The 21,773-nt window shown below is 69.6% G+C and carries 18 protein-coding genes and 3 tRNA genes; 17 read left to right on the plus strand and 4 right to left on the minus strand.

Going from position 1 to position 21,773, the window contains the following annotated elements; translation table 11 throughout:
- Window positions 1–56 precede the first annotated feature (56 nt).
- Window positions 57–1,463, minus strand: coding sequence for an amidohydrolase family protein (locus DQ392_RS30040; protein ID WP_114018863.1), 1,407 nt, complete (start codon window positions 1,461–1,463; stop codon window positions 57–59).
- Window positions 1,464–1,681: 218 nt separating this feature from the next.
- Here DQ392_RS30040 and DQ392_RS30045 point away from each other — a divergent pair.
- The 6 genes from DQ392_RS30045 to DQ392_RS30070 all read left to right on the plus strand — a co-directional run bounded on the left by DQ392_RS30045 (window position 1,682) and on the right by DQ392_RS30070 (window position 4,446).
- Window positions 1,682–1,754: transfer RNA gene (locus DQ392_RS30045), tRNA-Thr, on the plus strand.
- A 40-nt stretch (window positions 1,755–1,794) separates the two neighbouring features.
- A tRNA-Met gene (locus DQ392_RS30050) sits at window positions 1,795–1,867 on the plus strand.
- 88 nt (window positions 1,868–1,955) lie between these two features.
- The gene (rpmG, locus tag DQ392_RS30055; protein WP_019354206.1) at window positions 1,956–2,120 is read left to right on the plus strand and encodes a 50S ribosomal protein L33; all 165 of its coding nucleotides are present in this window, start codon (window positions 1,956–1,958) and stop codon (window positions 2,118–2,120) included.
- A gap of 246 nt (window positions 2,121–2,366) precedes the next feature.
- Window positions 2,367–2,828, plus strand: coding sequence for a MaoC family dehydratase N-terminal domain-containing protein (locus DQ392_RS30060; RefSeq protein ID WP_114018864.1), 462 nt, complete (start codon window positions 2,367–2,369; stop codon window positions 2,826–2,828).
- A 5-nt stretch (window positions 2,829–2,833) separates the two neighbouring features.
- Complete coding sequence (locus tag DQ392_RS30065; protein WP_114018893.1) at window positions 2,834–3,265, plus strand: MaoC family dehydratase; 432 nt, start codon at window positions 2,834–2,836, stop codon at window positions 3,263–3,265.
- 107 nt (window positions 3,266–3,372) lie between these two features.
- Window positions 3,373–4,446 (plus strand): UDP-N-acetylmuramate dehydrogenase, encoded by a 1,074-nt coding sequence (locus tag DQ392_RS30070; protein WP_114018894.1) that lies wholly within the window; start codon window positions 3,373–3,375, stop codon window positions 4,444–4,446.
- Window positions 4,447–4,480: 34 nt separating this feature from the next.
- Here DQ392_RS30070 and DQ392_RS30075 read toward each other — a convergent pair whose 3' ends face one another.
- Window positions 4,481–5,140, minus strand: coding sequence for an NAD(P)-dependent oxidoreductase (locus DQ392_RS30075; RefSeq protein WP_114018865.1), 660 nt, complete (start codon window positions 5,138–5,140; stop codon window positions 4,481–4,483).
- Window positions 5,141–5,231: 91 nt separating this feature from the next.
- Here DQ392_RS30075 and DQ392_RS30080 point away from each other — a divergent pair, with 91 nt between their 5' ends.
- Window positions 5,232–5,822, plus strand: a complete 591-nt coding sequence (locus tag DQ392_RS30080) for a TetR/AcrR family transcriptional regulator (protein ID WP_114018866.1) — start codon at window positions 5,232–5,234, stop codon at window positions 5,820–5,822.
- Window positions 5,823–5,858: 36 nt separating this feature from the next.
- Here the strand turns inward: DQ392_RS30080 and DQ392_RS30085 are convergent, their stop codons facing one another.
- Together DQ392_RS30085 and DQ392_RS30090 are read right to left on the minus strand one after the other, a co-directional pair.
- The gene (locus tag DQ392_RS30085) at window positions 5,859–6,893 is read right to left on the minus strand and encodes an adenosine deaminase (protein ID WP_114018867.1); all 1,035 of its coding nucleotides are present in this window, start codon (window positions 6,891–6,893) and stop codon (window positions 5,859–5,861) included.
- 182 nt (window positions 6,894–7,075) lie between these two features.
- On the minus strand, window positions 7,076–8,314 hold the full coding sequence (locus DQ392_RS30090; protein ID WP_181856637.1) for a pyridoxal phosphate-dependent aminotransferase: 1,239 nt from the start codon (window positions 8,312–8,314) through the stop codon (window positions 7,076–7,078).
- Between the two features lie 215 nt (window positions 8,315–8,529).
- On the opposite strand from DQ392_RS30090, the gene DQ392_RS30095 reads away from it, so the two are divergent.
- The 10 genes from DQ392_RS30095 to DQ392_RS30140 all read left to right on the plus strand — a co-directional run bounded on the left by DQ392_RS30095 (window position 8,530) and on the right by DQ392_RS30140 (window position 21,573).
- Window positions 8,530–8,602 (plus strand) — tRNA-Trp (locus DQ392_RS30095).
- Between the two features lie 133 nt (window positions 8,603–8,735).
- Window positions 8,736–9,017 carry a preprotein translocase subunit SecE gene (gene secE, locus DQ392_RS30100; RefSeq protein ID WP_114018869.1) on the plus strand — a complete coding sequence of 94 codons (282 nt, stop codon included), beginning with the start codon at window positions 8,736–8,738 and terminating at the stop codon, window positions 9,015–9,017.
- Window positions 9,018–9,090: 73 nt separating this feature from the next.
- Complete coding sequence (gene nusG / locus DQ392_RS30105) at window positions 9,091–10,017, plus strand: transcription termination/antitermination protein NusG (RefSeq protein ID WP_114018870.1); 927 nt, start codon at window positions 9,091–9,093, stop codon at window positions 10,015–10,017.
- 186 nt (window positions 10,018–10,203) lie between these two features.
- On the plus strand, window positions 10,204–10,638 hold the full coding sequence (gene rplK / locus DQ392_RS30110; protein WP_114018871.1) for a 50S ribosomal protein L11: 435 nt from the start codon (window positions 10,204–10,206) through the stop codon (window positions 10,636–10,638).
- Window positions 10,639–10,710: 72 nt separating this feature from the next.
- Complete coding sequence (gene rplA / locus DQ392_RS30115; protein ID WP_114018872.1) at window positions 10,711–11,433, plus strand: 50S ribosomal protein L1; 723 nt, start codon at window positions 10,711–10,713, stop codon at window positions 11,431–11,433.
- Between the two features lie 396 nt (window positions 11,434–11,829).
- The gene (locus DQ392_RS35565) at window positions 11,830–12,129 is read left to right on the plus strand and encodes an SCO4651 family lipoprotein (RefSeq protein ID WP_245982133.1); all 300 of its coding nucleotides are present in this window, start codon (window positions 11,830–11,832) and stop codon (window positions 12,127–12,129) included.
- Window positions 12,130–12,449: 320 nt separating this feature from the next.
- Window positions 12,450–13,022 carry a 50S ribosomal protein L10 gene (rplJ, locus tag DQ392_RS30125; protein WP_114018873.1) on the plus strand — a complete coding sequence of 191 codons (573 nt, stop codon included), beginning with the start codon at window positions 12,450–12,452 and terminating at the stop codon, window positions 13,020–13,022.
- 114 nt (window positions 13,023–13,136) lie between these two features.
- A complete protein-coding gene (rplL, locus tag DQ392_RS30130; RefSeq protein ID WP_114018874.1) occupies window positions 13,137–13,526 on the plus strand; it encodes a 50S ribosomal protein L7/L12 in 390 nt (129 codons plus the stop codon).
- A gap of 532 nt (window positions 13,527–14,058) precedes the next feature.
- Window positions 14,059–17,541 (plus strand): DNA-directed RNA polymerase subunit beta, encoded by a 3,483-nt coding sequence (rpoB, locus tag DQ392_RS30135; RefSeq protein WP_114018875.1) that lies wholly within the window; start codon window positions 14,059–14,061, stop codon window positions 17,539–17,541.
- 117 nt (window positions 17,542–17,658) lie between these two features.
- Complete coding sequence (locus tag DQ392_RS30140) at window positions 17,659–21,573, plus strand: DNA-directed RNA polymerase subunit beta' (protein WP_114018876.1); 3,915 nt, start codon at window positions 17,659–17,661, stop codon at window positions 21,571–21,573.
- Window positions 21,574–21,773: the final 200 nt, after the last annotated feature.

Genomic DNA, 21,773 nt, shown 5'->3' on the forward strand with positions numbered 1-21,773 from the left:
CACGGACCCCACCCCGCCCCGGCGCCCTGCACGGCCCCGGCCGGGACGCCCGGAGCTCAGCCCTGGGACTGGCGTGGCAGGCCCAGCTCGCGGGCGCCCGCCAGGTCGCAGTACTCGCGCACGGCGCTGGTCCGTGCCACCACGCGTCCACGGTGGACGACGATCCTGCTGTAGGCGAGGGAGAGCGCCCCGGCCAGCTGAGTGCCGCGTACGGCCAGCAGTTCGGCGGGGAAGCCTGCCTCGACGCGTACCCGGGGGAGCCCCATCGCGGACCGTGCCCGTGCGCTGATCGCCTCGTAGGCCCCGCCCGGGCGGGCCTCGCCTCTGGAGGCGAGCAGGTAGGCGGCTTCGAGCGGGTCGCCGCGGCCGACCTCGTTGGCCGCGTCCCGCAACGCTCCGCTGCCCGCCGTGACCTTCACCCCTGCCGCCATCAGCATGCGGACGGGGGCCATCCGGTACGGCGCGGTGGGGGTGGGCCGTTCGAGGACGCCGCAGTCGCCCTGGGGGAGGGAGACGACGGTCACTCCCGCGGCGGCCAGCTGTCCCGCGGCGCGCTGGGCGACCTGGTGCGGCAGTCGTGCGAGCCCGCCGCAGGGACCGATGGTGACGCGGGGGCGCAGTCCGCCGGCCGCGGCGGCGAGCCGGGCCAGCCGGGCCGGGTCGCCGCCGTCGGTGTGCAGGTCGACCGGGCAGCCGTGTTCGGCGGCGACGTCCAGTACGGCCTCGACGTAGCCGCCCGGGTCGGGGTCGAGGTCGGGGCAGCCGCCGACGGCCGCCGCGCCCATCTTCACGGCGTCCCGCAGCATCGCCAGCCCCTCGGCGCCCGCGACGCCCGTCAGCAGCCGTGGCACGGCCACGGTGCTCAGGTCGACCATGCCGCTCAGCGCCCGCCGCGCCTGGAGCACCGCTTCCAGGGAGCGCAGTCCGGCGACGTCGCCGATGCGCACGTGGGTGCGCACCGCTGTGGCGCCCTGGCCGAGCTGGAGGAGGGCGGCTTCGGTGGTGCGCCGCTGGATGTCCTCGCACGTCGGGTCGGCGCCGCCGCGGGCGCGGTACGGGGCTGCCGGGTCGCCGTCCGTGCCGCTGCCCGCGGGCCCGGCGGCGATCCGGGCGGTGCCGCTCGGGTCCTGCGGAGCGCCCGGCCCGCCACCGGGGTGGCACGGGCGGGGCGGTTCGGCCGTCAGTGCGGTGTCGTAGTGGGCGTGGGGTTCGGCGGGTGCGGGGAGCAGGAGGTAGCCGGTGAGGTCGAGCCGGGTGCCGGACTCGTGGGCGCGGCCGAGGCTGCCTGCCGTGCCGACGGCCTCGATGCGTTCGCCGACGAGGCGTACGTCCACCGTGCGGCCGTCCGCGAGCCGTGCGCCGCACAGCACGAGAGAGGGTGCCGGGCGGGCGGAAGGCCGGGGGGCGGCGTGGTGGAACGCGCGTCCCGCTCTCCCCGGTTCCTGCGGCTCGCTGTCGGTCATCTGGCGCCCCCGTCCTGGCTCCCACGTCGAGGTGGGGACGAGCGTAGGACGCGCGGCCGGTGCCGGTAGGGAGGAGGCGAATAGTCGTACCGGTGTGGTGTACGGGGAGGCTGGGGTGGCCGAGGTCCCAGGGCTCTCACCAGGTGGCCCAGGGCACGCGGGGGGCGCCTATACCGATTTCACGTTTGGCGGCGGGACGTGTAATGTCTTCATCGCTCGCCCCAATAGCTCAGTCGGCAGAGCGTCTCCATGGTAAGGAGAAGGTCAACGGTTCGATTCCGTTTTGGGGCTCTGATGTGAGAGGTCTTCCGTCGGGAGATCACCGCATCGTGGCGGTGTAGCTCAGTCGGTAGAGCAAGCGGCTCATAATCGCTGTGTCACCGGTTCAAGTCCGGTCACCGCTACTTCACCGACAGTAGCCGGTTGTGGGGTCTGTCCTTCGATCGGCTACTCTTTCTGCGTTAATCCGTCCGTTCGTCAAGGAGCACTCACGTGGCTGCCACAGACGTCCGCCCGAAGATCACGCTGGCCTGCGTGGAGTGCAAGGAGCGGAACTACATCACGAAGAAGAACCGGCGCAACAACCCGGACAGGCTTGAGATGAAGAAGTTCTGCCCGCGCGACAACCGGCACACCGTGCACCGCGAGACGCGCTGACTTCTCATCCGCGCTGAGGCCGTCCCCGCCCGTCGGGGTCGGCCTCGTGCTGTGTCCGGCCCCACGGTCCGGGCCCCCGTGGGCTCCGGCCTTCACGGGCTCCGGCCTCCCATGGGCCTCCAGGGCGCAGTGCCTCGCCGCGACGCCGTCGAGCCACGGCCGTCGCGGTACCACGACGCCCACGCCGCCAGGCCGGGCAGTCGGGAAGCCGTGAACCCGCCACCACTGCCCCAGGAGGCGCCGCCGATGGCACTCGACCAGTCCTTCGTCGGGCGGACGTACCCGCCCAGCAGGCCGTACGAGGTCGGCAGGGAGAAGATCCGCGAGTTCGCGGAGGCCATCGGGGACGACAATCCGGCCTACACGGACGTCGAGGCCGCGCAGGCGCTCGGTCACCCGGACGTGATCGCACCGCCCACGTTCGTGTTCTCCCTCACCTTCCGTGAGGCGGAGCGCGTGGTGCGCGATCCGAAGCTGGGGCTGGACTGGGGCCGTGTGGTGCACGGTGACCAGAAGTTCGCCTACCGCCGTCCCGTCCGCGCGGGGGACCTGCTCTCGGTCAGTTCGACCATCGAGTCGATCAGGTCGATGGCGGGCAACGAGATTCTCGACATCCGCGGCGACGTGCTGGACGAGGCGGGCGAGACGGTGGTCACCGTCCACTGCAAGCTGGTGGCGCGCGCGGTCGAAGCACCGGAAGGGGAGTGACCCGGATGACAGCGCGGATCGGTTACGACGACGTGGAGCCGGGCACCCCGCTGCCCGCGCGCAGCTTCCCCGTGGACCGGGAGCGGCTGGTGCGCTACGCCGGAGCCTCGGGGGACTTCAACCCCATCCACTGGAACGAGCGGTTCGCCAAGAGCGTCGGGCTGCCCGACGTGATCGCGCACGGCATGTTCACCATGGCCGAGGCCGCCCGCGTCGTCACCGACTGGACGGGTGACCCGGGTGCGCTGGTGCAGTACGGCGTGCGGTTCACCAAGCCGGTCGTCGTCCCGGACGACGAGGGCGCCGTCATCGAGGTGGCGGCCAAGGTCGCCAAGAAGCTGGACGACGAGGCCCGCACGGTGCAGGTCGACCTGACGGTCACCAGCGCGGGCGCCAAGGTCCTGGGCATGTCCCGGGCCGTGGTGAAGCTGGGCTGAACCACCAGCAGTCAGCCGGTGGCCGGTGCCGGGGCCGCGCCGTGGCGGAGCCCGCCGAAGGTGTGGGGGCGCCGGTCCGCGCCGCGCGCACCCGTACTCTGGAGCGCGTGCAGGAACTCTACGTTGACCCCGGTGTCCCCACGGCCTCGCTGGCCCCGCTGACGACGCTGCGCCTCGGCGGGCCCGCCGAGCGGCTGGTCGTGGCCACCACAGACGACGAGGTGATCGCGGCGGTCCGCGAGGCGGACGACAGCGGGACGCCGCTGCTGATCATCGCGGGCGGCAGCAACCTCGTCATCGCGGACGAGGGTTTCCAGGGCACTGTCCTGCGCATCGCGGCCCGCGGTTTCTCCCTGTCGGGCAGCAGCCTGGAGCTGGCCGCGGGCGAGAACTGGTCGGACGCCGTGGCCCGTACCGTCGAGGCGGGCCTGGCGGGCGTCGAGTGCCTGGCCGGCATCCCCGGCTCTGCGGGCGCCACGCCCGTGCAGAACGTCGGCGCCTACGGCCAGGAGGTCTCCAGCACCCTCACCGAGGTCGTCGCCTACGACCGGCAGGCCCGCCAGGTCGTCACCCTCCCGAACGCGGAGTGCGGCTTCTCCTACCGGCACAGCCGCTTCAAGGCCGATCCGGGGCGCCACGTCGTGCTGCGGGTCCGTTTCGCGCTGGAGGACGCGGAGGGGCTCTCCGCGCCGATCAGGTATCCGGAGACCGCCCGGCTCCTCGGGGTGGAGGCCGGCGACCGGGTCCCCGCGGCCCGGGCGCGCGAGGCCGTGCTGCGGTTGCGGGCGGGGAAGGGCATGGTGCTCGACCCCGCCGACCACGACACCTGGTCGGCCGGCTCCTTCTTCACCAACCCGATCCTGGACGAGAAGCAGTTCGCGGCCTTCGTCGGCCGGGTGCGGGAGCGGCTGGGCCCCGAGGCGGCCCCGCCCGCCTTCCCCGCGGGGGAGGGGCGCACCAAGACCTCGGCCGCCTGGCTCATCGACAAGGCGGGCTTCACCAAGGGCTACGGCACCGGCCCGGCCCGGATCTCGACCAAGCACACGCTGGCGCTCACCAACCGGGGTTCGGCCACCACGGCCGATCTGCTGGCGCTGGCACGGGAGGTGCGCGACGGGGTGCGGGACGCGTTCGGCGTCACCCTGACGAACGAGCCGGTGACGGTCGGCTGCGCCCTGTAGGTGCCGGCTCCCGGAGGGCCGGGAGCCGACGGGTTCAGTAGGCGACGCTCAGGTTCCGTCCGACGGCGGCCGGGTCCGCTGCGGCGGCGAGCATCGCGTGGGCGACGTCGGCGCGCCCGATGACGCGACCGCCCCGCAGGTTCACCTCCGGGGCCGTGCGGTAGGTCTCCCGCAGCGGCTCGTCCCGCAGCATGGGGGGCCGTACCACCGTCCACTCCGTCGCGCTGCGGTGGATGGCCTCCTCCATGACGCGCAGATCGTCGTAGACGGGCTTGAGGAAGCGGGAGACGAGCGGCATCGCGATCCGCCGGGAGGCGAACGTCTGGTCGGCCGGCTCGCTCGCGAGCGGCGCCGCGCTGACGGCGACGAAGCGCGGCCTGCCCCCGTCGGGCCGGGTGCCCTCCGACTCCAGCGCACGCAGCACCACGTCGGTGACGCGGGCCGCGACGCCCTGGCGTGCCTGTGCGTTGCTGGAGGCGCCCAGTCCGGAGAGGACCGCGTCACGCAAGGTCACGGCGGAGCCGAGGGCGGCGGGTTCTGTGAGGTCGGCGGTGACGGTCTCCAGCCGCTCGCCGGTGACGGGCAGCCGCGCCGGGTCGCGGACGACGGCCGTGACGGTGTGCCCGGCTCGCAGCGCCTGGCGGACGATTTCCCGGCCGACGCCGCCGGTCGCGCCGAAGACGGTGAGGTGCACGGTGACTCCCAGGTGGGTGGGCGAAGTGGGTGAGTGTTCACTTACCTCTATGGTGGGTAAGTACTCACTCACCCGTCAAGAAGGGACCACGATGCCCCCGCGGCCCACCCGGACCCGCATCCTCGACGCCGCACACGAGCTGATGCGGTCGGAAGGACTGCTGCGCACCACCACCAAGGAGATCGCCAAGGCGGCGGGCTGCTCGGAGGCGGCGCTCTACAAGCACTTCGCGAGCAAGGAGGAACTGTTCACCGGCGTGCTCGATGAACGGCTGCCGCGGCTCGGCGCCACGCTGGAGAGGCTGCGCGACGACCCCGGGGCGGGCAGCGTCGAGGAGAACCTCGCCGAGGTCGCCCGGCACGCCGCCGTCTTCTACGCCGAGACGTTCCCCATCGCCGCCTCCCTCTTCGCCGACCGCCGCCTCAAGGACCGGCACGAGCGGGCCATGCGCGAGATGGGCGTCGGCCCGCACGTGCCGATCAGCCGGCTGGACGCCTACCTGCGCGCCGAACAGGAGACCGGCAGGATCAGCCCGGACGCCGACACCTACGCCGCCGCCGCGCTGCTGATGGGCGCCTGCGCGCACCGGGCCTTCGCCTACGGGGCCGTCGACGGGCCGCCCGTTCCGCTGGACGACTTCGCTCTCCAGCTCGCCCGCACCGTCGTGGACGGCATCGGCTGAGCGGCCCGGCCGCCGCGTGCCGGGCGGCGCCTGCCCTCACGCCGCAGGCGCCAGCCAGGCGTCGATGTCCGCCAGAACCCCGGCGCGTACGTCCTCGGGCATCGACGCGCCCCGTACCGACTGGCGGGCCAGCTCGGCGAGTTCGGCGTCCGTGAAGGCGTGCACCCGGCGCACGAGGTCGTACTGCGCGGCCAGCCGCGAGCCGAACAGCAGCGGGTCGTCGGCGCCCAGGGCCATCGGCACCCCGGCGTCCCACAGCGCCCGCACGGGCACGTCCTCGGCCTTGTCGTAGACACCCAGCGCCACATTGGAGGCCGGGCAGACCTCGCAGGTCACCCGGCGTTCGGCGAGCCGGGACAGCAGCCAGGGGTCCTCGGCGGCGCGCACGCCGTGGCCGACGCGGGAGGCACGCAGGTCGTCCAGGCAGTCGCGGACGCTGCCGGGACCCGACAGCTCGCCCCCGTGCGGCGCGGCCAGCAGCCCGCCGTCCCTGGCGATACCGAAAGCGCGGTCGAAGTCGCGGGCGAAGCCGCGCCGTTCGTCGTTGGACAGGCCGAAGCCGACGATGCCGCGGTCCGCGTACCGCACCGCCAGGCGCGCGAGCGTGCGGGCCTCCAGCGGGTGCTTCATGCGGTTGGCGGCCACCACCACGCGGATCCCGAGCCCGGTCTCGCGCGAGGCCGTCTCCACCGCGTCCAGGATGATCTCCAGTGCGGGGGAGAGGCCGCCGAGGCGCGGCGCGTAGGAGGTCGGGTCGACCTGGATCTCCAGCCAGCGCGAGCCGTCCCGCACGTCCTCCTGGGCCGCCTCCCGCACCAGCCGCTGGATGTCCTCCGGCGTCCGCAGGCAGGAGCGGGCGATGTCGTAGAGCCGCTGGAAGCGGAACCAGCCGCGCTCGTCCGTGGCCCGCAGCCGGGGAGGCTCACCGCCCTTGAGCGCGTCCGGCAGGTGCACGCCGTACTTGTCGGCCAGCTCCAGCAGCGTGGAGGGCCGCATCGACCCGGTGAAGTGCAGGTGCAGGTGGGCTTTGGGCAGTGTGCGCGTGTCCCGCTCTCCGGAAGAGTGCAACATCCCAAGATCCTGCCGTACCGGGGCGGCTGACCGGTAGCGGGTTCCCCGAAGGGGACGTCCCGAACTGAGAGCCGGGAGCGCCGGAACGGGCGCCGGCGGACCGGAAGGCGATACCCGAAAGTGTGAGCGGGCCGGGGCGCCGCCCCGGCCCGCTCACACGGTGTGCTCGTCAGACAGACGCGTCAGTCCCGCGCCTCGGCCAGCAGCTTCTGGATCCGCGAGACACCCTCCACCAGGTCGTCGTCGCCCAGCGCGTAGGAGAGCCGCAGGTAGCCGGGGGTGCCGAACGCCTCGCCCGGGACGACCGCCACCTCCACCTCCTCCAGGATCAGCGCGGCCAGCTCGACCGAGGTGGAGGCACGCTTGCCGCGGATCTCCTTGCCCAGCAGGGCCTTCACCGACGGGTACGCGTAGAAGGCGCCCTCCGGCTCGGGGCAGACCACGCCGTCGATCTCGTTCAGCATCCGCACGATGGTGCGGCGGCGGCGGTCGAAGGCGGCGCGCATCTCGGCGACGGCCTCCAGATCCCCCGAGACGGCGGCCAGCGCGGCGACCTGCGAGACGTTGCTGACGTTGGAGGTGGCGTGCGACTGGAGGTTCGTCGCGGCCTTGACCACGTCCTGCGGGCCGACGACCCATCCCACGCGCCAGCCCGTCATGGCGTACGTCTTGGCCACACCGTTGACGATCACACACTTGTCGCGCAGCTCGGGCACGGCCACCGGCATCGAGGTGAACTCGGCGTCGCCGTAGACCAGGTGCTCGTAGATCTCGTCGGTGAGCACCCACAGCCCGTGCTCCAGCGCCCAGCGGCCGATCTCCTCGACCTGGGCGCGCGGGTAGACGGCTCCGGTCGGGTTGGACGGCGAGACGAACAGCACGACCTTCGTCTTCTCGGTGCGCGCGGCCTCCAACTGCTCGACGCTTACCCGGTATCCGGTCGTCTCGTCGGCGGTGACCTCGACCGGGACGCCGCCCGCCAGCCGGATCGACTCCGGGTAGGTCGTCCAGTACGGGGCCGGCACGATGACCTCGTCGCCCGGGTCGAGCAGCGCGGCGAACGCCTCGTAGATCGCCTGCTTGCCGCCGTTGGTGACCAGCACCTGCGACGCCTCGATCCGGTACCCGGAGTCGCGGAGCGTCTTGTCGGCGATGGCGGACTTCAGTTCGGGGAGTCCGCCCGCGGGGGAGTAGCGGTGGTTCTTCGGGTCGCGCGCGGCGGCCACGGCGGCCTCGACGATGTAGTCGGGCGTGGGGAAGTCGGGCTCGCCGGCACCGAACCCGATCACCGGGCGCCCGGCGGCCTTCAGGGCCTTGGCCTTGGCGTCCACGGCCAGCGTGGCGGACTCGGAGATCGCGCTGATACGCGCCGACAGACGGCGCTCGGACGGTGGCTGTGCAGGGGGAGTCGCTGCGGTCATACAGGGCATGTAACCAGACCCGCCCGACGTGCGGCACAGCGGTTTGACGGGGCGCGGAGGCGATCCTGACCGCGGCGGGGGCGGATCGTGTTCGACGCCGGGACGCTGAGCACGTACACTCACACGTCGTTGGCCTTCGACCTGTCGATCACAGTGCGTTGTCGGTACACACGCCGTGCGACCGTGTGGATGCGATAGGTTGAGGGAAACAGCAAAGGGTCGTAGCTCAATTGGTAGAGCACTGGTCTCCAAAACCAGCGGTTGGGGGTTCGAGTCCCTCCGGCCCTGCTACACACACGTCGCCAAGGTGTGTGCGTGCGTACGTGTTGCGGCGACTGAATGCACTGATATTGCTGACATTGCACCGCCGTGCGGCCGGGCCGGACGCCGCAGGGCAACGACCCGGATCAGGTGAGGACGAGTGACGGAGATCACGGATACCACCGAGGTCCCCGAGCCCGGAGGGTCGTCCGAGGGCAAGAAGCCCCGTAAGGGCGGAAAGCGGGCGAAGAAGGGGCCTCTGGCCCGCCTCGCCCTTTTCTACCGGCAGATCGTCGCGGAGCTTCGCAAGGTCGTCTGGCCGACGCGGCAGCAGCTCTCCACGTACACGAGCGTGGTGATCGTCTTTGTCGTCATCATCATCGCCCTGGTGTTCGTGATTGACTATGGGCTGACCGAAGTCATGAAACACGTCTTCGGCTGACCACCCGCGCGAAGCCCCCTCCGCGGGGCTTTCCGCATGTTCGACCCCTTGAAGTCAGGAAGAAGCAGCCACCGTGTCTGAGCCGAACATGAACGATGCCGTCGAGCCCGAAGCGGGTGACGACACGGCGCGCGACATCGTCGAGGCGGCGGACAGCAGCGTCGACCGGGCGGAAGCCGCCGAGGCCGCTGCCGGTGAGCCCGCCGAGGTGGCCGCCGTCCGTGCCGAGGACGACGGCGCGGCCGTGACGGCCGACGACGTGACCGCGGACCAGACCGTCGGCGACGTCGCCGACGACTCCGAGGACGCCGGCGACTCCGAGGCAGAGGCCGCCGCGGACCAGGAGGTCGCCGAGGCCGCCGCGGAGGAGACGGTCGACCCGGTCGCCCAGCTCCGCGAGGAGCTGCGCTTCCTGCCGGGTGACTGGTACGTCATCCACACCTACGCGGGCTACGAGAAGCGCGTGAAGGCCAACCTGGAGCAGCGTGCCGTCTCGCTGAACGTCGAGGAGTTCATCTACCAGGCCGAGGTGCCCGAGGAAGAGATCGTCCAGATCAAGAACGGCGAGCGGAAGAACGTCCGGCAGAACAAGCTGCCCGGCTACGTGCTCGTCCGGATGGATCTGACCAACGAGTCCTGGGGCGTCGTGCGCAACACCCCGGGTGTCACCGGCTTCGTCGGCAACGCCTACGACCCCTACCCGCTCACCCTCGACGAGATCGTCAAGATGCTCGCCCCCGAGGCCGAGGAGAAGGCGGCCAAGGCCGCTGCGGCCGACGAGGAGGGCAAGCCCGCGGGCACCCCTGGCCGCAAGGTCGAGGTCCAGGTGCTCGACTTCGAGGTGGGCGACTCGGTCACCGTCACCGACGGTCCCTTCGCCACCCTGCAGGCGACGATCAACGAGATCAACGCCGACTCGAAGAAGGTCAAGGGCCTCGTCGAGATCTTCGGCCGCGAGACCCCGGTCGAGCTGAGCTTCGACCAGATCCAGAAGAACTGACCCTCGGCCCGCCTCGCGGGCCGGTGGAACAACCAGCTTCCGGACAGGTCAGGAAGGGCGCTCAGGCCCTTCCTGACCTGCTCGGTTTCGAGCCGCGGAACGGTACCGGCTATCGTTGTGCGGTATGCCTCCGCCCGGGTGAAGGGCGGAGGGATGAATCACTCTCACCAGGACCCGGAGAGAAGCATGCCTCCCAAGAAGAAGAAGGTCGCGGGGCTGATCAAGCTCCAGATCCAGGCCGGCGCCGCCAACCCGGCTCCGCCGGTCGGCCCGGCGCTGGGTCAGCACGGCGTCAACATCATGGAGTTCTGCAAGGCGTACAACGCCGCGACCGAGTCGCAGCGCGGCTGGGTCATCCCGGTGGAGATCACGGTCTACGAGGACCGCTCCTTCACCTTCATCACCAAGACCCCGCCGGCCGCGAAGATGATCCTCAAGGCCGCGGGCGTGGAGAAGGGCTCCGGCACCCCGCACACCACCAAGGTCGCCAAGATCACCCGCGACCAGGTGCGCGAGATCGCCACCACCAAGATGCCCGACCTCAACGCCAACGACCTGGACCAGGCGGAGAAGATCATCGCCGGTACCGCCCGCTCCATGGGCGTCACGGTCGAGGGCTGAGCCCCACCCTTTCCCCCCGTGGCAGGGCCAGGCGCTGGCCCGCACCACGACTCCATACCGTCAGGAGCAGCAGTGAAGCGCAGCAAGACCCTCCGCGCGGCGGACGAGAAGATCGACAGGACGCGGCAGTACGCGCCCCTGGAGGCGGTCCGTCTCGCCAAGGAGACCTCCACCCAGAAGTTCGACGCGACCGTCGAGGTCGCCATGCGCCTGGGCGTCGACCCGCGCAAGGCCGACCAGATGGTCCGCGGCACCGTCAACCTCCCGCACGGCACCGGTAAGACCGCCCGGGTCCTGGTCTTCGCGACCGGCGACCGTGCTGCGGCGGCGGAGGCCGCGGGCGCCGACATCGTCGGCTCCGACGAACTGATCGAGGAGGTCGCCGGCGGCCGGCTCGACTTCGACGCCGTCGTCGCGACCCCGGACCTGATGGGCAAGGTCGGCCGCCTCGGCCGCGTGCTCGGTCCGCGTGGTCTGATGCCGAACCCGAAGACCGGCACCGTCACCCCGGATGTCGCCAAGGCCGTCACCGACATCAAGGGCGGCAAGATCGAGTTCCGTGTCGACAAGCACGCCAACCTGCACTTCATCATCGGCAAGGCGTCCTTCGGCGAGCAGCAGCTCGTGGAGAACTACGCCGCCGCCCTTGAGGAGATCACCAGGCTGAAGCCGTCGGCGGCGAAGGGCCGGTACATCAAGAAGGCCGCCTTCACCACCACGATGGGCCCGGGCATCCCGGTCGACCCGAACCGCACCCGCAACCTCCTCGTCGAGGAGGACCCGGCCGCGGTCTGATCCGCGACCGGCCCGCAGGCGCCGAAGCACAGGCCGGTGCCCGCCCCTCACCGGGGGCGGGCACCGGCCTTCGCCGTTGGCAGGCCCCGCGGTGTGGTGAGCGGAGGGCCGGAACCCGTCCCGCCACCCCGGTCGTCTCCGCCCTTGGACGAGGTTCCGGTGAGCGGCGGGCCCCGCGGGTCCGCGCACAGACGAACAGGGGGAGTTCCATGCGCAGCACGCGGATGGCGGCCGTGGCGGCGGGCGTCGTAGTGATGACGGGCCTGACGGCCTGCGGCAGCGAGAAGGCCGACGGTGGGGGTGGGGGCGACGCGCAGGGCGGCGGCTCGGCTGTGCAGGGCGCCCTGGCGGCGCTGAAGAGGGCCTCGACGCGAGGCCACGCACTACAGCGGTACGTTGACGCCTTCCGAGCTGGTGCGTATGCAGTCCAAGGACCTCAAGGAGTCCGACAAGAAGGCCCTGGAGGCGCAGTTCAAGAAGCAGGGCATCACGGAAGAGAAGATCGACCTGTGGATCGATGAGAACGACCTGCTGGTCAAGAAGGAGGAGTCCTTCGAGGCGGAGGGCGGGTCGAGCTCCGAGAACACGGTCTTCTCCTCGGACTACGGCACCGAGGTCGAGGTGAGCGCCCCGCCGCCCTCGCAGACCCTGGACTCCTCGCAGGTGAACGGCTCCTCGGGCGCGGGACTCAGCTGACGCCGCGGAGAACCGCGGCAGCCTAGGGGAACCGCGGCAGCGGCCCGCGGGCCCGGGAGGCCGGATTTGGCGCTCCCGGGCCCGTTCGCGTACTCTCGTCACGAAGCCAAAGACCGCTGGTCGTCGTCGTGCGCGCTCAGAGCGCCGATGGCCGAAGGATCCGCTCGCTGCGGACGACCCGCGCAGGTGACTTGAGGAACACACTCCCGACGTGCCGTGTGCGTGTCGGTCGAGTCGACGCCCCACGCGCCTGCGCTGGGGCGTTTGTCGTGTTCAGCCCCTTCCGAGCGGTCCTCATCACCGAAAGGAGGCCGAGGCTCATGGCGAGGGAACAGGTCGCGCCTGACAAGATCGCAGCCGTCGACGAGATCACGAACAAGTTCCGTGACTCGAACGCCGCTGTGGTCACCGCGTACACCGGACTCTCCGTGGCCCAGCTCAAGCAGCTGCGCCGTGCGCTCGGTGACAACGCTCAGTACCGTGTGGTGAAGAACACGCTGACCAAGATCGCGGCCAACGAGGCCGGGATCAACGAGCTGGACGAGTTCCTGACGGGCTCTTCGGCTGTCGCCTTCGTGACCGGTGACCCGGTCGAGGCGGCGAAGGGTCTTCGTGACTTCGCCAAGGAGAACCCCGCCCTCGTGATCAAGGGCGGCATCGTCGACGGTGCCCTGTACGCCGCCGACGACCTGAACAAGCTCGCGGACCTCGAGTCCCGCGAGGTGCTGCTCGCCAAGCTGGCCGGTGGCATGAAGGCGTCCATGGCCAAGGCCGCGGCGACCTTCCAGGCCCCGCTCTCGAAGTTCGTCCGCACCGCGGACGCGCTTCGCAGCAAGGTCGAAGAGCAGGGCGGTGCCGACACCACGGCTCCCGCCGAGGCCGAGGCCGAGTAGTCCGCTCCGCCCCGACGGGGGCGGCGGAGACGCTCCGCACCCGGTCGCAGCGGGCCGTAAGCCCGCCGACACATCGATACGGCACCAGCCGACTAAGTGGAAGGACCCGCAACCATGGCGAAGCTCAGCCAGGACGAACTGCTCTCCCAGTTCGAGGACATGACCCTGATCGAGCTCTCCGACTTCGTGAAGAAGTTCGAGGAGAAGTTCGACGTCGAGGCCGCCGCCCCGGCCGCCGCCGTCGTGCAGGCCCCGGCGCAGGGTGGTGGCGGCGAGGCCGCCGCCGAGGAGCAGGACGAGTTCGACGTCGTCCTGACCGGTGCCGGCGACAAGAAGATCCAGGTCATCAAGGTCGTGCGTGAGCTGACCTCGCTGGGTCTGAAGGAGGCCAAGGAGCTCGTGGACGGCACCCCGAAGCCGGTCCTCGAGAAGGTCGCCAAGGACGCCGCCGACAAGGCCAAGGAGTCCCTCGAGGGCGCCGGCGCCTCGGTCGAGGTCAAGTGACCCACGGCTCGGCGGGCCTGGGGCCCGCCGAGTCATCGCGGTACACGGTCCGCCACCCCGCGGGGGGAGGCGGACAAACGGAGGGCGATCACCCAGACGGGTGGTCGCCCTTCGGCGTTGCCGGACGGTCGCACCGTGTGCCGGTGGTGGCGGGTATGGTGATCTTCGTTGCTCCTGGGGGCCTTGACGAACGGCACACAGCGCGCAATTCTCGGGACGCGTCGTCACACTGATCCGGTTTCCGAGGCATGGATCGAGGACGAAGCGGGAAGTGTTGCGGCAGGCACGCAGCACCGCAGCCGAGCAGATCCGTCCCGGCGAATCGAGGCCGCCGGGGGCGGGGGCGGAACGAGAAGAACAATCAACAGGAGGTGGAGACCGGGGCGTGAGCCGGTTTCCTGTCATCCGTATTGGACATCAGTGGGTCATGTGGCTACACTGACCCTTTGCGCTGCCTATTAGCTGCCCCCTGCCCGTCACCAGGGGTGCCGGTATGCGTGTAGAGAGTCCGAGCCCTCGGAAGGACCCCCTCTTGGCCGCCTCGCGCACTGCCTCGACTGCCAATTCGAACAACGGCGCCAGCACTGCCCCGCTGCGTATCTCTTTTGCGAAGATCAAGGAACCGCTGGAGGTTCCGAACCTTCTCGCGCTCCAGACCGAGAGCTTCGACTGGCTGCTCGGCAACGACGCCTGGAAGGGACGCGTCGAGGCTGCGCTGGACAGTGGACAGGATGTTCCCACCAAGTCCGGTCTGGAGGAGATCTTCGAGGAGATCTCCCCGATCGAGGACTTCTCCGGTTCGATGTCGCTGACGTTCCGCGACCACCGCTTCGAGCCCCCGAAGAACTCCATCGACGAGTGCAAGGAGCGCGACTTCACCTACGCCGCGCCGCTCTTCGTCACGGCGGAGTTCACCAACAACGAAACCGGTGAGATCAAGTCCCAGACGGTCTTCATGGGCGACTTCCCGCTCATGACCGACAAGGGCACCTTCGTGATCAACGGCACCGAGCGTGTCGTCGTCACCCAGCTCGTCCGCTCGCCGGGCGCCTACTTCGACAGCTCCATCGACAAGACGTCCGACAAGGACATCTACTCCGCCAAGATCATCCCGTCCCGGGGTGCCTGGCTGGAGATGGAGGTCGACAAGCGCGACATGGTCGGTGTCCGTATCGACCGCAAGCGCAAGCAGTCCGTCACCGTGCTGCTCAAGGCGCTCGGGTGGACGAACGAGCAGATTCTTGAGGAGTTCGGCCAGTACGAGTCGATGCGCGCCACCCTGGAGAAGGACCACACCCAGGGTCAGGACGACGCGCTGCTCGACATCTACCGCAAGCTGCGTCCGGGCGAGCCGCCGACGCGCGAGGCCGCGCAGACGCTGCTGGAGAACCTCTACTTCAACCCGAAGCGCTACGACCTGGCCAAGGTCGGCCGGTACAAGATCAACAAGAAGCTCGGTGGCGAGGAGCCGCTGAACTCCGGCGTGCTGACCAGCGCCGACATCATCGCCACGATCAAGTACCTGGTGAAGCTGCACGCCGGTGAGACCGAGTCGACCTCCGCCGAGGGCGACACGATCATCATCGAGACCGACGACATCGACCACTTCGGCAACCGCCGTCTGCGCAACGTCGGCGAGCTGATCCAAAACCAGGTCCGTACCGGCCTCGCCCGTATGGAGCGTGTCGTCCGCGAGCGGATGACCACGCAGGACGTCGAGGCGATCACGCCGCAGACGCTGATCAACATCCGGCCGGTCGTCGCCTCCATCAAGGAGTTCTTCGGCACGAGCCAGCTGTCGCAGTTCATGGACCAGACGAACCCGATCTCGGGTCTCACCCACAAGCGCCGCCTCAACGCGCTGGGCCCGGGTGGTCTGAGCCGTGAGCGGGCCGGCTTCGAGGTCCGTGACGTGCACCCCTCGCACTACGGCCGGATGTGCCCGATCGAGACGCCCGAAGGCCCGAACATCGGTCTGATCGGCTCGCTCGCCTCCTACGGCCGCGTGAACGCGTTCGGCTTCGTCGAGACGCCGTACCGCAAGGTGGTCGACGGTGTCGTCAGCGACGAGGTGCACTACCTCACCGCCGACGAGGAGGACCGCTTCGTGATCGCCCAGGCGAACGCGCCCCTCAGCGAGGAGATGCGCTTCGCCGAGGACCGGGTCCTCGTCCGCCGCCGTGGCGGCGAGGTCGACCTGATCCCGGGCGACGACGTGGACTACATGGACGTCTCGCCGCGCCAGATGGTGTCGGTCGCGACGGCCATGATCCCCTTCCTGGAGCACGACGACGCCAACCGCGCCCTGATGGGCTCGAACATGATGCGGCAGGCCGTGCCGCTCATCAAGGCCGAGTCGCCGCTGGTGGGCACCGGCATGGAGTACCGCTGCGCGGTCGACGCCGGCGACGTCATCAAGGCCGAGAAGGACGGTGTCGTCCAGGAGGTCTCCGCCGACTACGTCACGGTGGCCAACGACGACGGCACCTACACCACCTACCGCGTCGCCAAGTTCACCCGCTCCAACCAGGGCACCTCCTTCAACCAGAAGGTGCTGGTGGACGAGGGCGCCCGCGTCATCGAGGGCCAGGTGCTGGCCGACGGCCCGTCCACCGACGAGGGTGAGATGGCGCTCGGCAAGAACCTGCTCGTGGCGTTCATGCCGTGGGAGGGCTACAACTACGAGGACGCGATCATCCTCAGCCAGCGGCTGGTGCAGGACGACGTCCTCTCCTCGATCCACATCGAGGAGCACGAGGTCGACGCCCGTGACACCAAGCTGGGCCCCGAGGAGATCACCCGGGACATCCCGAACGTCTCCGAGGAGGTCCTGGCCGACCTCGACGAGCGCGGCATCATCCGCATCGGTGCCGAGGTCGAGGCGGGCGACATCCTCGTCGGCAAGGTCACCCCGAAGGGCGAGACCGAGCTGACCCCCGAGGAGCGGCTGCTGCGCGCGATCTTCGGCGAGAAGGCGCGCGAGGTCCGTGACACCTCGCTGAAGGTGCCGCATGGCGAGACCGGCAAGGTCATCGGCGTCCGCGTCTTCGACCGCGAGGAGGGCGACGAGCTGCCTCCGGGCGTCAACCAGCTGGTGCGCGTCTACGTCGCGCAGAAGCGCAAGATCACCGACGGTGACAAGCTCGCGGGCCGGCACGGCAACAAGGGCGTCATCTCCAAGATCCTGCCGGTCGAGGACATGCCGTTCATGGAGGACGGCACCCCGGTCGACATCATCCTCAACCCGCTGGGTGTCCCCTCCCGGATGAACCCGGGCCAGGTCCTGGAGATCCACCTGGGCTGGCTGGCCTCCCAGGGCTGGAAGGTCGAGGGCTCCGAGGAGTGGATGGAGCGGCTGAAGGCGATCGGCGCGGACGAGGTGGCGCCGGACACCAATGTGGCGACGCCGGTCTTCGACGGCGCCCGTGAGGACGAGATCGCGGGTCTGTTCGAGTCCACGATGCCCAACCGCGACGGTGACCGCATGGTCCAGCCGTCCGGCAAGGCGCAGCTGTTCGACGGCCGTTCCGGGGAGCCGTTCCCTGACCCGATCTCCGTCGGCTACATGTACATCCTCAAGCTGCACCACCTGGTCGACGACAAGCTGCACGCCCGTTCGACCGGTCCGTACAGCATGATCACCCAGCAGCCGCTGGGTGGTAAGGCCCAGTTCGGTGGCCAGCGCTTCGGTGAGATGGAGGTGTGGGCCCTGGAGGCGTACGGCGCCGCGTACGCGCTACAGGAGCTGCTCACCATCAAGTCCGACGACGTGACCGGACGCGTGAAGGTCTACGAGGCCATCGTCAAGGGCGAGAACATCCCCGAGCCGGGTATCCCCGAGTCCTTCAAGGTGCTCATCAAGGAGATGCAGTCGCTCTGCCTCAACGTCGAGGTGCTGTCCTCGGACGGCATGTCGATCGAGATGCGCGACACCGACGAGGACGTCTTCCGCGCGGCGGAAGAGCTCGGAATCGACCTGTCCCGGCGCGAGCCGAGCAGCGTCGAAGAGGTCTGACGGAGTCGGCTGGGGCGCGCGCCCGCGTCCCGGCCCTCCCCGCGACCCCGTTCAGACCATGAACCTGCCCCTATCCCGCCGCGGCGGGGGGCACGACCCTGAGAGGGATTGACGAGAGTGCTCGACGTCAACTTCTTCGACGAACTGCGAATCGGCCTGGCCACCGCTGACGACATCCGTCAGTGGTCGCACGGCGAGGTCAAAAAGCCGGAGACCATCAACTACCGCACCCTCAAGCCCGAGAAGGACGGACTCTTCTGCGAGAAGATCTTCGGTCCGACCCGGGACTGGGAGTGCTACTGCGGCAAGTACAAGCGCGTCCGCTTCAAGGGCATCATCTGTGAGCGCTGCGGCGTCGAGGTGACCCGCGCCAAGGTGCGCCGTGAGCGGATGGGCCACATCGAGCTGGCCGCGCCCGTCACCCACATCTGGTACTTCAAGGGCGTGCCGTCCCGCCTGGGCTACCTGCTCGACCTGGCGCCGAAGGACCTGGAGAAGGTCATCTACTTCGCGGCGTACATGATCACGTACGTCGACGAGGAGCGCCGCACCCGCGACCTGCCCTCCCTGGAGGCGCACGTCGGCGTGGAGCGCCAGCAGATCGAGCAGCGCCGCGACGCCGACCTCGAGGCCCGCGCCAAGAAGCAGGAAGGCGACCTGGCCGAGCTGGAGGCCGAGGGCGCCAAGGCGGACGTGCGCCGCAAGGTGCGCGAGGGCGCCGAGCGCGAGATGAAGCAGATCCGCGACCGCGCCCAGCGCGAGATCGACCGCCTGGACGAGGTGTGGACCCGCTTCAAGAACCTCAAGGTCCAGGACCTGGAGGGGGACGAGCTGCTCTACCGCGAGCTGCGCGACCGCTTCGGGACCTACTTCGACGGCTCCATGGGCGCCGCTGCCTTGCAGAAGCGTCTGGAGACCTTCGACCTGGACGAGGAGGCGGAGAAGCTCCGTGAGGTGATCCGCACCGGTAAGGGCCAGAAGAAGACCCGTGCCCTGAAGCGGCTCAAGGTCGTCTCCGCGTTCTTGCAGACCAGCAACAGCCCCAAGGGCATGGTGCTGGACTGCGTGCCGGTCATCCCGCCGGACCTGCGTCCGATGGTGCAGCTGGACGGTGGCCGCTTCGCGACCTCCGACCTGAACGACCTGTACCGCCGCGTCATCAACCGCAACAACCGTCTGAAGCGTCTGCTCGACCTCGGTGCGCCCGAGATCATCGTGAACAACGAGAAGCGGATGCTCCAGGAGGCCGTCGACGCGCTGTTCGACAACGGCCGGCGCGGCCGTCCGGTCACCGGGCCCGGCAACCGTCCGCTCAAGTCGCTGTCCGACATGCTCAAGGGCAAGCAGGGCCGCTTCCGTCAGAACCTGCTCGGCAAGCGTGTCGACTACTCGGCGCGTTCGGTCATCGTCGTCGGCCCGCAGCTCAAGCTGCACCAGTGCGGTCTGCCCAAGGCGATGGCGCTGGAGCTGTTCAAGCCGTTCGTGATGAAGCGCCTGGTGGACCTGAACCACGCGCAGAACATCAAGAGCGCCAAGCGGATGGTCGAGCGCGGCCGCACGGTCGTCTACGACGTGCTGGAAGAGGTCATCGCCGAGCACCCGGTTCTGCTGAACCGTGCGCCGACGCTGCACCGCCTGGGCATCCAGGCCTTCGAGCCGCAGCTGGTCGAGGGCAAGGCCATTCAGATCCACCCGCTCGTGTGCACCGCGTTCAACGCGGACTTCGACGGTGACCAGATGGCCGTGCACCTGCCGCTGTCCGCGGAGGCGCAGGCCGAGGCCCGCATCCTGATGCTGTCCTCGAACAACATCCTCAAGCCGGCCGACGGCCGTCCCGTGACGATGCCGACGCAGGACATGGTCCTGGGTCTGTTCTTCCTCACCACGGACGAGGAGCAGCGCGTCACCAAGGGCGACGGGCGGTCCTTCAACTCCACCGCGGAAGCGGTCATGGCGTTCGACGCCGGAGAGCTGTCGCTCCAGGCGAAGATCGACATCCGGTTCCCGGTCGGCACCACCCCGCCGCTGGGCTGGACCCCGCCGGTTCCCGAGGAGGGTGCCGAGGGCGAGTTCGCCGCCGAGTGGCAGCCGGGCGACCCGTTCCGGCTGCACACCACCCTGGGCCGCGCGCTCTTCAACGAGCTGCTGCCCGAGGAGTACCCGTACGTCGAGTACACGGTGGGCAAGAAGCAGCTCTCCCAGATCGTCAACGACCTGGCCGAGCGCTACCCCAAGGTGACCGTCGCCGCGGCGCTGGACAACCTGAAGTCGGCCGGTTACTTCTGGGCGACCCGTTCGGGTGTGACGATCGCGATCTCGGACGTCGTCGTCCCGGACGCCAAGCCGGAGATCATCGCCGGTTACGAGGCGCAGGACGAGAAGGTCCAGAAGCAGTACGAGCGCGGTCTGATCACCAAGGACGAGCGCACGCAGGAGCTCATCGCGATCTGGACCAAGGCGACGAACGACGTCTCCGAGGCGATGAACGAGAACTTCCCGAAGACGAACCCGATCTTCATGATGGTGGACTCGGGCGCCCGAGGGAACATGATGCAGATGCGTCAGATCGCCGGTATGCGCGGTCTGGTGTCGAACGCGAAGAACGAGACGATCCCGCGGCCCATCAAGGCCAGCTTCCGTGAGGGTCTCTCCGTGCTGGAGTACTTCATCTCCACGCACGGTGCCCGTAAGGGTCTCGCCGACACCGCCCTGCGTACCGCGGACTCGGGTTACCTCACCCGTCGTCTGGTCGACGTCTCCCAGGATGTGATCATCCGCGAGGAGGACTGCGGCACCGAGCGCGGCCTCAAGCTGTCGATCGCCTCCAAGGGCGCCGACGGCGTGCTGCGCAAGGCCGAGGACGCCGAGACCAGCGTGTACGCGCGCTGCCTCGCCGAGGACATCGTCGTCGACGGCATGGTGCTGGCCCCGGCCGGCACCGACCTGGGCGACGTGCTCATCGACGAGCTGGTCAGGCACGGTGTGGAGACCGTCAAGACGCGGTCCATCCTCACCTGCGAGTCCCAGGTGGGCACCTGCGCCATGTGCTACGGCCGCTCGCTGGCCACCGGCAAGCTGGTGGACATCGGCGAGGCCGTCGGCATCATCGCGGCCCAGTCCATCGGTGAGCCCGGTACCCAGCTGACGATGCGTACCTTCCACACCGGTGGTGTGGCGGGTGACGACATCACGCAGGGTCTGCCGCGTGTCGTCGAGCTGTTCGAGGCCCGTACGCCCAAGGGTGTGGCGCCGATCTCCGAGTCGGCGGGCCGCTGCCGTATCGAGGAGACGGAGAAGACCAAGAAGGTCGTCGTCACCCCGGACGACGGTTCGGACGAGACCTCCTACGCCGTCTCCAAGCGCGCCCGTCTGCTGGTGGGCGAGGGCGACCACGTCTCCGTCGGCCAGAAGCTGACCGTCGGTACGGAGAACCCGCACGACGTGCTCCGTATCCTCGGCCAGCGCGCGGTGCAGGTGCACCTGGTGGGCGAGGTCCAGAAGGTCTACAACTCGCAGGGTGTGTCGATCCACGACAAGCACATCGAGATCATCATCCGGCAGATGCTCCGCCGTGTGACGATCATCGAGTCCGGCGACGCCGAGCTGCTGCCCGGTGAGCTGGTGGAGCGCACCAAGTTCGAGGGCGAGAACCGGCGCGTGGTCCAGGAGGGCGGCTCCCCGGCCTCCGGCCGTCCGCAGCTGATGGGCATCACCAAGGCCTCGCTGGCCACGGAGTCCTGGCTGTCGGCGGCGTCCTTCCAGGAGACGACCAGGGTCCTGACCGACGCGGCGATCAACGCCAAGTCGGACTCCCTGATCGGCCTCAAGGAGAACGTCATCATCGGTAAGCTCATCCCGGCCGGTACGGGCCTGTCCCGTTACCGCAACATCCGGGTCGAGCCGACCGAGGAGGCGAAGGCCGCGATGTACTCGGCCGTCGGCTACGACGACATCGACTACTCGCCCTTCGGGACGGGCTCGGGCCAGGCGGTTCCGCTGGAGGACTACGACTACGGTCCGTACAACGCCTAAGGCGCGGACCGGCCGCCCAGGCCGGTCGAGCGGGCGCACACGGGGCGGTCACCGAGGACGGTGGCCGCCCCGTCGCCGTATCCGCGTGCGGGTGAACCGGTCACAGGCGGTCGGCGTCATGGATGATGGAGGGACTGCAAGCGAGCTGGGAGGTGGGGGCCAGTGGCGTTCGGACCGTGGAATCCCGAGGGCGTGCCGAG

The organism is Streptomyces reniochalinae, from assembly GCF_003323735.1.
Taxonomy (GTDB): Bacteria; Actinomycetota; Actinomycetes; order Streptomycetales; family Streptomycetaceae; genus Streptomyces; species Streptomyces reniochalinae.